Raw genomic sequence first — 9,613 nt, forward strand, 5'->3', positions numbered from 1 at the left:
AACGTTAACCCGCCGGTCCCTAGCGTCACTGTCATGACCGGCCGGCACGGGTATCGCAGGAGAGGGGCAGCAACCATGGGACGACACACACAGGCGATCGCGGCTGTGGGGGTGGCGATCGCCGTCACGGCGGTCGCCGGCTGTTCCGGTTCCGGCGGGCACGGCTCGGCACCGACGAAATCCACGGCGAGCAGCGGCGGACAGGTTCATGCCGCGCCCACCGAGTCCAATCCGCCCGGCGACATCCCCGACAACCAGGTCTACGTCGCCTACCGGCCGACCGGCGGCTCGTTCACCGGTTTCACCGTGAAGGTGCCCGAAGGCTGGGCCCGCACGGTCCAGGGCGGCACCACGACGTTCACGGACAAGCTGAACACCATCGCCATCACGTCGGCACCGGCAGGCGCCGCCCCGACGACCGGCTCGGTCAGTGCCGCAGTGGTCCCGAAACTACGCACCCGGATACCGAAGTTCGCGGCACCGAAGGTGTCCGAGGTGACCCGGCACGCGGGACGCGTCGTTCTGCTGACCTATCAGGGCGACTCGGCCAAGGACCCGGTCACGGGCAAGGTGGTGCGGGACGCGTTCGAACGCTACGCCTACTACCGGTCCGGTCACGAAGTGAACCTGACCCTGTCCGGCCCGGTGAACGCCGACAACGTCGACCCGTGGCGCATCGTCAGTGACTCCGTCACCTGGCGGTGAGAACAGTGCGCACACCCACGGTCGTACGCCCCCGCGACGAGGACGTCCTCACCGCCCACGAGCTGTACCGCTTCTACCGTGCGGGCGAGGAGGAGACACTCGCGCTGCGCGGGGTGTCGCTGGCGGTGCGGCGCGGCGAGACGGTCGCCGTCGTAGGGCCCTCGGGGGCGGGCAAGTCCACCCTGCTGGCCATTCTGGCAGGCCTCGACGAACCCTCTGGAGGCGAAGTCCGCGTCGACGGCGTCCGCGTCAGCCACCGGCCCGAGACGGAACGGGCCCGACTGCGCTCCCGTCACATCGGCGTCCTGCTCCAGACCCGCAACCTGCTGCCGCACCTGAGCGTGCGCGACAACGTTCGGCTGCCGCAGCAGGCCGGTGGCCGCAAACCTACCGTCACGGCCGACGAGCTCCTGGCGCAGGCGGGGATCAGCGAGCGGTCCCACGCCCTGCCGCGCCAGCTGTCCGGCGGGGAACTCGCGCGGGCCGGACTGGCCGTCGCCCTGGCGAACTCCCCTTCCGTCCTCCTGGCGGACGAACCCACCGGCGAACTCGACGGCGAGACCGAACAACTCGTCCTCACCATGCTGCGGCAACGGGCGGCGGAGGGCTGCGCGGTGCTGATCGTGACACACAGCGCGGAAGCCGTGCGGATCGCCGACCGGGTCATCGCGCTCGACGACGGAAGGGCCACCGACAGGCCGTCCTCCGCTGCCTCGGGGAGAACCCATGATGTCGCCCGATGACGCACTCGTGACCTGCACCGACGCGGCCCTCACCTTCGGAAGGGACGCGCAGGCGGTGGTGGCGGTGCACGGAGCGAACCTGACGATCTACGCCTGCGACCGGCTCGCCGTCGTCGGATCGTCAGGCTCGGGCAAGAGCTCGCTGCTGCACCTGATCGCCGGACTCGAACAAGCCACCACCGGAACCGTCACCCGAGCAACGGACCTCGAGCGAAGCGACATCGGGCTGGTCTTCCAGAACGACAGCCTCATTCCCGCGCTGAACGTGGCCGAGAACGCCGCCCTCCCACTGATCCTCGCCGGCCACCCCGAGAACGAGGCGCAGCAGAGCGCTCTCGCCGCACTCGACCAGGTCGGCGTCCGCCACCTGGCCGATCGGCTGCCCGAAGAGATCTCCGGAGGCCAGGCCCAGCGCGTAGCCGTCGCCCGCGTACTGTCCCAGGCCCCCCGCCTGATCCTCGCCGACGAACCCACCGGCCGTCTCGACCACGCCAGTGGCGGCCGCGTCCTGGACGCCCTGCTGGCCGCCGCGGACCTGACGCGGGCCGCACTCGTCGTCACCACCCACGACCCGTCCGTCGCCGCCCGGCTCGGCCGGCGCCGCACCATGCGCGACGGACGACTGCTCGCCCCCGAGGAGACGCCATGATCACCGCATGGGCGAAAGGCCTGACCCGCCACCGCACCGGACGGCTCCTGGCCGCCCTGGCCGGCGTCGCCCTGGCCGTCGCCCTGATCGCGGCACTCGGCTCCTTCCTCACCGCGTCGAAGGCGACCATGACCCAGCGCGCCCTGCGCTCGGTCGCCGTCGACTGGCAGGTCCAGGTCCAGCCCGGCGCCGACCCGAACACCATCCTGTCCCTGGTCCGCGGGACCCCCGGCACACAGAACGCACTCCCGGTCGGCTACGCACACACCACCGGCTTCAGCGCCCAGGCACACGGCAGCACCCAGACCACAGGGCCGGGAATCGCACTCGGCCTGCCCGACGGCTACCGGAGCCGGTTCCCCGACGCGATCCGCACGCTGGCCGGCTCCCCGACCGGCGTCCTGCTCGCCCAGCAGACCGCGTCCAACCTGCACGCGGCCCCGGGAGACACCGTCACCGTCGGACTCCCCGGCGTCGGCCGCCGCCAGGTCACCGTGAACGCAGTGGTCGACCTGCCCCAGGCCGACTCCCTCTTCCAGACCGTCGGCGCGCCCAGTCAGTCCCAGCCCACCGCGCCGCCGGACAACGTCGTACTCCTGCCCGCCGCACAGTTCGCCGCACTCACCCACGGCGCCACCGCGACCACGACGCAGATCCACGTCGCCCGCGACCACACCCACCTGCCCACCGACCCCGCCGCCGCCTTCACCACCGTCACCGGCGCCGCCCACAACCTGGAGGCCCACTCCGCGGGCACCGCACTCGTCGGCAACAACGTCGGCGCCGCCCTGGACTCCGCCCGCCAGGACGCCCTGTACGCCCAGGTCCTCTTCCTCTTCCTCGGCGTCCCCGGCGCCGTCCTCGCCGCCGCTCTGACCGCCGCGGTCGCCTCCGCGGGCGGTGACCGCCGCCGCCGGGAACAGGGGCTGCTGCGCCTGCGCGGGCTGCGCCCCGCGCAGATCACCGCGCTCGCGGCCCTGGAAGCAGCCCTGATCGGCCTGCTCGGCGGCCTCATCGGGCTGGGCACGGCCGCCCTGACCGGACACCTCGCCTTCGGCGCCGCGTCCTTCGGCGCCGGCCGTGCCACCTGGCCGCTCTGGTACGGCGTCGCCTTCGCCCTCGGGGCCGCGGTGGCCGCCGGAGCCGTCCTCGTACCCGCCCTGCGCGATCTGCGCACCGTCACCGTCGCCGACACCCGCAAGGAGAACAGCCCCCGGCGCACCCCCTGGTGGATGCGCTACGGCCTGGACCTCGTCCTGCTGGCCGGCTCCTGGCTGGTCTTCCGCGCCTCCTCCGGCAACCAGTACGCCCTGGTCCTCGCACCCGAGGGCGTACCCACCATCTCCGTGTCGTACTGGGCCTTCCTCGGGCCCGTACTGCTGTGGATCGGCGCCGCCCTGCTCGTATGGCGCCTCACCCTGCTGGCCCTCGACCACGGCCGCCCCGCGCTGACACGGCTCGCCCGCCCGCTGACCGGGAACCTGGCCGGCACCACCGCGGCCACCCTCTCGCGCCGGAGCCGCACGCTCGCACGGTCGGTGGTCCTGCTCGCCCTCGCCGTCTCCTTCGCCGTGTCCACCGCGGTCTTCAACGCCACCTACCGGCAACAGGCGGAAGTCGACGCCCGGCTGACCAACGGCGCCGACGTCACCGTCACCGAACCGCCGGGCGCTCACCTCCCACCGACCGCGGCAAGCACCTTGCAGGTCGGCGGCGTACGACACGTCGAGCCGCTCCAGCACCGGTTCGCCTACGTCGGCTCCGACCTTCAGGACCTCTACGGCGTCCGCCCCGACACCGTCACCCGGGCCACCTCGTTGCAGGACGCCTACTTCGCCGGCGGGACCGCACAGCAGCTCATGCGCAGCCTGGCACTACGCCCGGACAACCTCCTGGTCAGCGAGGAGACCGTGCACGACTTCCAACTCCGGCCCGGCGACACCGTCAACCTCCGCATCCAGGACGCCCGGACCAAGGCCCTGCGCACCGTCCCCTTCCACTACGCCGGAGTGGTCAAGGAATTCCCCACCGCGCCCAAGGACAGCTTCTTCGTCGCCAACGCCGCCTACATCACCAAAACCACCGGCAGCGACGCCGTGGGTGCCTTCCTCGTCGACACGGGCGGCAGCCGACAGCAGCAGATCGCCGCTCACCTGCGCAAACAGCTGGGCAGCAGCGCCACCGTCACCGACCTGACCCAGACCCGCGGCACGGTCGGCACCAGCCTGACCTCCGTCGACCTGGCCGGCCTCACCCGCATCGAACTCGCCTTCGCGGTACTGCTGGCCGCCGGAGCCGGGGGACTGGTCCTCGCGCTCGGACTCGCCGAACGGCGCCGCACCTTCGCCATCGCCACGGTCCTCGGCGCGACACAACGGCAACTGCGCGGCATGGTCCTCACCGAGGCCCTCCTGCTGGCCGTGACCGGCCTGGCCGCAGGCACCCTCATCGGCTGGGCCCTGTCACAGATGCTCGTCAAGGTCCTCACCGGCGTCTTCGATCCCCCGCCGGCCACGCTGGCCGTCCCCGGCGCCTATCTCACCCTCACCGGGCTCGCCGCCGTGGCCGCCGTACTGGCCGCGGCCCTCAACGGCATCCGCAGCTCGCGACACCCCGCCGTGGAGGAACTGCGCGACATGTGAACCACGCCGAACAAGCCGCAACGATCGAAGAACTCACCGAAGAACTCACCGAAGAACTCACCGAGGGACCTACGCTGACGACCATGGGCACGTCCACGGCACCGGACCGAAACAGCCTGCGCGTCCTTGTCGTGGAGGACGACGAAACCATCGGCCACCACCTCAAGACCGGCCTGCGCGGCAACGGCTACGCCACGGCCTGGATCCGCACCGGCGTCGCCGCTCTCACCGAGGCAGGCACATCCTCCTACGACGCCGTCCTTCTCGACCTCGGCCTGCCCGACATCGACGGCCTGGACGTCGCACGGGACCTGCGCACCCGCTTCCCGGACCTGCTGATCGTCATCCTCACCGCACGCACCGACGACATCGACGTCATCGCCGGCCTGGAAGCCGGCGCCGACGACTACCTGGTCAAGCCCTTCTCCCTGACCGTGCTCCTGGCCCGCCTGCGCGCCCACCTGCGCCGCCGAGCAGCCACCTCCACCGAGCAGACACCAGCACAACTGCACGACCTCGTCATCGACGCGAAAGCCCGCCGGTGCACCCTCCACGGCGAGGAGATCAAACTGCGCCCCAAGGAGTTCGAACTGCTGGCCACGCTCGCCCGGCACCCCGGAGAAGCAGTCGCACGCGAGACCCTGATGGCCGAGGTGTGGGACGAGAACTGGTTCGGTCCCACCAAGACGCTCGACGTCACGATGGCCGGCCTGCGCCGTCAGCTCGCCCAGGCCGCCGAGACAGCGAGACGCCCGTGCCGACTGCCGCGCATCGTCACGCTGAGAGGACACGGCTACCGCCTGGAAATCTGACGATCCGCCTCCTCGGTCGGCGAAGCACCGACAACCATCGATCGAGCCGTACGCCGCTCGCTCGGCCGGAGGAACGTGTGGACCGCGTGGGTCAGGAGCCGACGGCCGGTCACGTGTGAGTGCCGGGGCGCGGACGGGATCGCGGGGACGTGGGCGGATCAACGGACAGGTCGGAGCGGTGTTGGCCGGTGACGAGGTAGACCAAGTGACTGGCGATGGAGACAGCGTGGTCGGCGAAGCGTTCGTAGTAGCGGCCGACCAGTGTGATGTCGACGGCTGTCTCCACGCCGTGATGCCACTGCTCGTCCAGGAAGTGGTGGGAGAGGATGCGGTGCAGTTCGTCCATCCGGTCGTCGTCCCGCTGCAACTGCACCGCGGCTTCCACGTCATGGGTGACGAGTACCTCGGCGGCCTGGGCCATCAGCCGCTGAGCCAGCCGGCCCATCTCCAGGATCGTGCGGCGCAGGTCCTGCGGCACCGCGTGCTCGGGATACCGCCGACGGGCCACGGTGGCGACGTGTTTGGCCAGGACGCCGCATCGCTCCAGGTCCGCGCTCATACGCAGGGAGGTGACCACCATCCGTAGGTCGGTGGCGACGGGCTGCTGGCGGGCAAGCACCGCGATGGCCCTCGCCTCCAGGCCGCGCTGCATGTCCTCGACCTGCGCCTCGGTGGAGATCACACTCTCCGCTGTCTGCAGGTCCCCGTCCAGCAGAGCGCTGGTCGCCCGGCCCATGGCGGAACCGACCAGATCGGCCATCTCCACCAGGGCCTCGCTGATCGAGTCCAGCTCCTTCTGATATGTCTTACGCATCCGTCGCTCATCCGCTATTTCTGCTATTTTCGCTCTTTCCGATCTTTCCGCTCAAATCGAGCATAGGTCGCAGGCCCGGATCCCTTGCGCCCTCGTGATCCGGCGCGACCACCGTCACCGGGCGCGAAGCCGACGGTCCCCCGGCCCGCGGGTCCGGCGAGGGCGGCCGTAGGCGGCAGTCAGGATGCGTTCAGGCTCTTCGCGGCACGGTCGGGCACCATGACCTTCGAAGCCTCTGAGACGTCCGAGTTTCCGGTAGCGGGTGGGCGGGCGGCTTTGTCGTCCGGTCGTCGACCGGGCTGGAACAAGGTTCCCGAAGTCACCGTCTACTTCTGGATCATCAAGATCTTGTGCACAACGGTCGGCGAGACCGTGGCCGATCTGCTGAACGAGAGGGTCGGTCTCGGCCTGACCGGGGCGACGGTGTCGATGAGTGCGTTGCTGGCCGTGGTGCTGGTCGTCCAGTTCCGCACCACTGCCTACCGGGCCGGTGTGTACTGGCCGGCCGTCGCCGTCATCAGCGTTGTCGGCACCCTGATCAGCGACGACCTCACTGAGAACATGGGCGTGCCGCTCGATCCGGCCACCACGGTCTTCGCGATCGCCCTCGCGACAGTGTTCGTGGTCTGGCACCGGCGCGAGCGCACGCTGTCGCTCCACAGCATCGACACGACCGGCCGGGAGTCCTTCTACTGGCTGGCCGTGCTGTTCACCTTCGCCCTCGGCACTTCCGCCGGCGACCTCGTGTCGGAGCGGTTGAACCTGGGCCACTGGCTGTCCGCGGTGCTGTTCGGCCTGGCCGTCGCCGCAGTGGGCATCGCTCACTTCCAGCTGGGCATGGACGCGCTGCGCAGCTTCTGGACCGCCTGCATCCTCACCCGCCCGCTCGGCGCCTCCATAGGCGACTACCTCGCCCAGCCGAGCGGCGACGGCGGTCTGGCACTGGGCACGGTCGTGACCAGCGCACTGTTCTCGATGGTGGTACTCGGACTGGTCGTGTACTTGGCTGCGACTCGCGCGGACGTCACCGAACGGGAGAATATGTCTACAGGGCTGTAGTCGTATAGTTGCTTGTCCGAGCGCCTCCCCCCGAGAGGGCGTGCACCACCAGTGCGCTTACCAGGGAGAGCGGAGAACTCTGGCGGTGGAGTATCTAGGGGCAGGCTGTGGCTTTGATCATGGTGTGTGAGGACGACGCAGCGGTCCGTGGCGTGCTCAAGCGCGCCCTTGAGCACGACGGCCATGCAATCGCAGTCGCCTCCACGGCGGACAGCCTGCTGCGGCACCTTGAGCCGGTCCCTGACCTGATCGTCCTGGATCTGGGACTCCCGGACGCCGATGGCCGCGATGTCTGCCTGGCGTTGCGGGCACGTGGCGTCGACGTCCCGGTACTGATGCTCACCGCCCTGGACGGCATGCATCACAAGGTGGGCGGCTTCGAGGCGGGAGCCGACGACTACATGACGAAACCGTTCGACATCCCGGAGTTGCTGGTGAGGGTCCGCGCCCTGCTGCGCAGAACAACCGTGACGACGCCACCAAGGGGCGTCGTTCTCGATCCGGCGAAACACGTCGTGATCCACGGTTCGGCGAGCGAGAGCCTGACGCCGACCGAGTTCCGCCTGCTGGGCAGGCTTATCGCCTCGAGGGGCGACGCCGTACGCCGCCACGCCCTCGTCGCTGCGGGTTGGCCGCATGGCGCGCAGGTCAGCGACAACACCCTCGACTCCTTCGTTCGCCGGCTACGGACCAAACTCGGTGCGCTGGGCGTGGCCGATCGCCTGGCGACGGTCCGTGGGGTGGGCTATCGATGGGAGTGACGGGTTTCCGCGGGAGGGTCGTCGCGCTCGCGGTTCTGATCGCGACAGCGGTGGTCGCGGTGCTGGTGGTGGTCTCACACGTGTTGCTGAGCCAGGTGACCGACGCCGACGCGAACGCTCTGGCGCACACCCGTGCGGAGGCGGTGGCGGCGAACGCAGCCGTGCGCGGTGGCCGCGTCGTGCTGATCGAGAGCGGAAACGAAGCGCTGGACACGGTCTCGTGGGTGTACGCCGATGGGCACCTCATCGACGGGATCGTGCCGGACGGTGTCCTTGACCGCGTAGACGCGCTTGTCGGCTCCGGACAGTCCCAAACCGTCCGGGTCGGCAGCCACCTTCTGTACGCCCAGCCGATCCGCCTCGAAGGCCACCACGTCATGGCGGTCGTGCGGGTGGACCTGACGCCGTACGAGACATCGGAGCAGCGCAGCCTGACGATGTCCCTCATGCTGGGCGGTATCGCGATCCTGCTCGCAGGCGTCGTCGCACACCTCGTGGTGGGCCGTGCGTTGCGAGTGGTCCACGAGATGGCCGCCCTCGCCGACGACTGGGGCGATCACGAACCCGGGCGCCGATTCGACCTCGGCGTTCCGCGCGATGAATTCGGGGAACTCGGGCGAACTCTGGACCGCCTGCTCGACCGTGTGGACAACGCGCTCGCGGACGAGCGCCGGCTCACCGACGAGATCGCCCATGAGTTGCGAACGCCCCTGACGGTTCTGCGGGGCGAGGCGCAGTTGGCGCAGCTCTCCGGTCATCACCTGCCACCGGAGTCCGTTCTGACCGAGGCCGACCGTCTGAACACGGCGATCACGACGATCCTGAGCTCCGCCCGGACACGGATCGACGGCGGTACCCGTTGCGATCTCAGGGCGGCGGCCCGACAGGCCATTGCCGGTCGCTCCGTCGAACTCGCCGTCCCGGCGGACGTCGACGTCGCCGTGGCGTCGGAACTCGTCGTGGCGGTGCTGTCACCCCTGCTGGAGAACGGCCTGCGGCATGCGCGTTCGCGCGTCCGGGTCACGGCACGCATCGAGCCGCAGGGGGCCGTGATCGATGTCCTCGACGATGGCCCGGGGTTCAATGCCGCGGAGGTCGATCGGGTCTTCGAAGCGGGCGTGACCAGCGGCAACGGGCACGGGTTGGGGCTGGCCGTGGTCAAGCGTCTCGCCGCGTCCGCGGGAGTGGCAGTCCGTGCGATCGCCGATGGCCACGGTCGCGTCGAGGTGACCTTCCCCATGCCGGAGGCGATCGCGTAGTCAGGTTGTGTGCAGGTTGGCCGAGCCAGCCTTGCCGCATGACAACGACGAGCGAAGCCCGCACGGACCGCAGCGGGCGGCTGATGCTGAACAAGGTTCCCGAGGTCACCGTCTGGTTCTGGGTGATCAAGATCCTGTGCACGACCGTCGGCGAGAGCTTCGCCGACTG

The 9,613-nt window shown here is 70.0% G+C and carries 9 protein-coding genes; 8 read left to right on the plus strand and 1 reads right to left on the minus strand.

The annotated features are described in order from the left end of the window. Positions 1 to 75: 75 nt before the first annotated feature. The 5 genes from ACWC24_RS23180 to ACWC24_RS23200 all read left to right on the plus strand — a co-directional run bounded on the left by ACWC24_RS23180 (position 76) and on the right by ACWC24_RS23200 (position 5,551). Complete coding sequence (locus ACWC24_RS23180) at positions 76 to 705, plus strand: hypothetical protein (RefSeq protein WP_450664758.1); 630 nt, start codon at positions 76 to 78, stop codon at positions 703 to 705. 5 nt (positions 706 to 710) lie between these two features. Further along, positions 711 to 1,448 (plus strand): ABC transporter ATP-binding protein, encoded by a 738-nt coding sequence (locus ACWC24_RS23185; protein ID WP_450664759.1) that lies wholly within the window; start codon positions 711 to 713, stop codon positions 1,446 to 1,448. Next, entirely contained in the window at positions 1,432 to 2,097 is a 666-nt protein-coding gene (locus ACWC24_RS23190) for an ABC transporter ATP-binding protein (protein WP_450664760.1), read from the plus strand. Before ACWC24_RS23185 ends, ACWC24_RS23190 begins: the two co-directional genes overlap by 17 nt. Then, positions 2,094 to 4,739: an FtsX-like permease family protein gene (locus ACWC24_RS23195; RefSeq protein WP_450664761.1), complete on the plus strand. Its 2,646-nt coding sequence runs from the start codon at positions 2,094 to 2,096 to the stop codon at positions 4,737 to 4,739. The genes ACWC24_RS23190 and ACWC24_RS23195 overlap by 4 nt, the downstream gene beginning before the upstream one ends. Before the next feature lie 83 nt (positions 4,740 to 4,822). After that, positions 4,823 to 5,551 (plus strand): response regulator transcription factor, encoded by a 729-nt coding sequence (locus ACWC24_RS23200; RefSeq protein ID WP_450664773.1) that lies wholly within the window; start codon positions 4,823 to 4,825, stop codon positions 5,549 to 5,551. Between the two features lie 109 nt (positions 5,552 to 5,660). Here ACWC24_RS23200 and phoU read toward each other — a convergent pair whose 3' ends face one another. Beyond that, positions 5,661 to 6,365, minus strand: a complete 705-nt coding sequence (gene phoU, locus ACWC24_RS23205) for a phosphate signaling complex protein PhoU (RefSeq protein WP_450664762.1) — start codon at positions 6,363 to 6,365, stop codon at positions 5,661 to 5,663. Positions 6,366 to 6,584: 219 nt separating this feature from the next. On the opposite strand from phoU, the gene ACWC24_RS23210 reads away from it, so the two are divergent. The 3 genes from ACWC24_RS23210 (at position 6,585) to ACWC24_RS23220 (ending at position 9,444) form a co-directional block, all read left to right on the plus strand. Then, the gene (locus ACWC24_RS23210) at positions 6,585 to 7,424 is read left to right on the plus strand and encodes a COG4705 family protein (protein ID WP_450664763.1); all 840 of its coding nucleotides are present in this window, start codon (positions 6,585 to 6,587) and stop codon (positions 7,422 to 7,424) included. Positions 7,425 to 7,531: 107 nt separating this feature from the next. Next, positions 7,532 to 8,185 (plus strand): response regulator transcription factor, encoded by a 654-nt coding sequence (locus tag ACWC24_RS23215; RefSeq protein WP_450664764.1) that lies wholly within the window; start codon positions 7,532 to 7,534, stop codon positions 8,183 to 8,185. Further along, positions 8,176 to 9,444, plus strand: coding sequence for a sensor histidine kinase (locus tag ACWC24_RS23220; protein WP_450664765.1), 1,269 nt, complete (start codon positions 8,176 to 8,178; stop codon positions 9,442 to 9,444). The genes ACWC24_RS23215 and ACWC24_RS23220 overlap by 10 nt, the downstream gene beginning before the upstream one ends. Positions 9,445 to 9,613: the final 169 nt, after the last annotated feature.

It is taken from the genome of Streptomyces sp. NPDC001443, assembly GCF_053597355.1.

Coding starts and splice junctions, on each gene's coding strand:
- ACWC24_RS23190 (WP_450664760.1), top strand. CDS start 1,432: ATGATGTCGCCCGATGACGCACTCGTGACCTGCACCGACGCGGCCCTC.
- ACWC24_RS23220 (WP_450664765.1), top strand. CDS start 8,176: ATGGGAGTGACGGGTTTCCGCGGGAGGGTCGTCGCGCTCGCGGTTCTG.
- ACWC24_RS23210 (WP_450664763.1), top strand. CDS start 6,585: ATGACCTTCGAAGCCTCTGAGACGTCCGAGTTTCCGGTAGCGGGTGGG.
- ACWC24_RS23180 (WP_450664758.1), top strand. CDS start 76: ATGGGACGACACACACAGGCGATCGCGGCTGTGGGGGTGGCGATCGCC.
- ACWC24_RS23200 (WP_450664773.1), top strand. CDS start 4,823: ATGGGCACGTCCACGGCACCGGACCGAAACAGCCTGCGCGTCCTTGTC.
- ACWC24_RS23195 (WP_450664761.1), top strand. CDS start 2,094: ATGATCACCGCATGGGCGAAAGGCCTGACCCGCCACCGCACCGGACGG.
- phoU (WP_450664762.1), bottom strand. CDS start 6,365: ATGCGTAAGACATATCAGAAGGAGCTGGACTCGATCAGCGAGGCCCTG.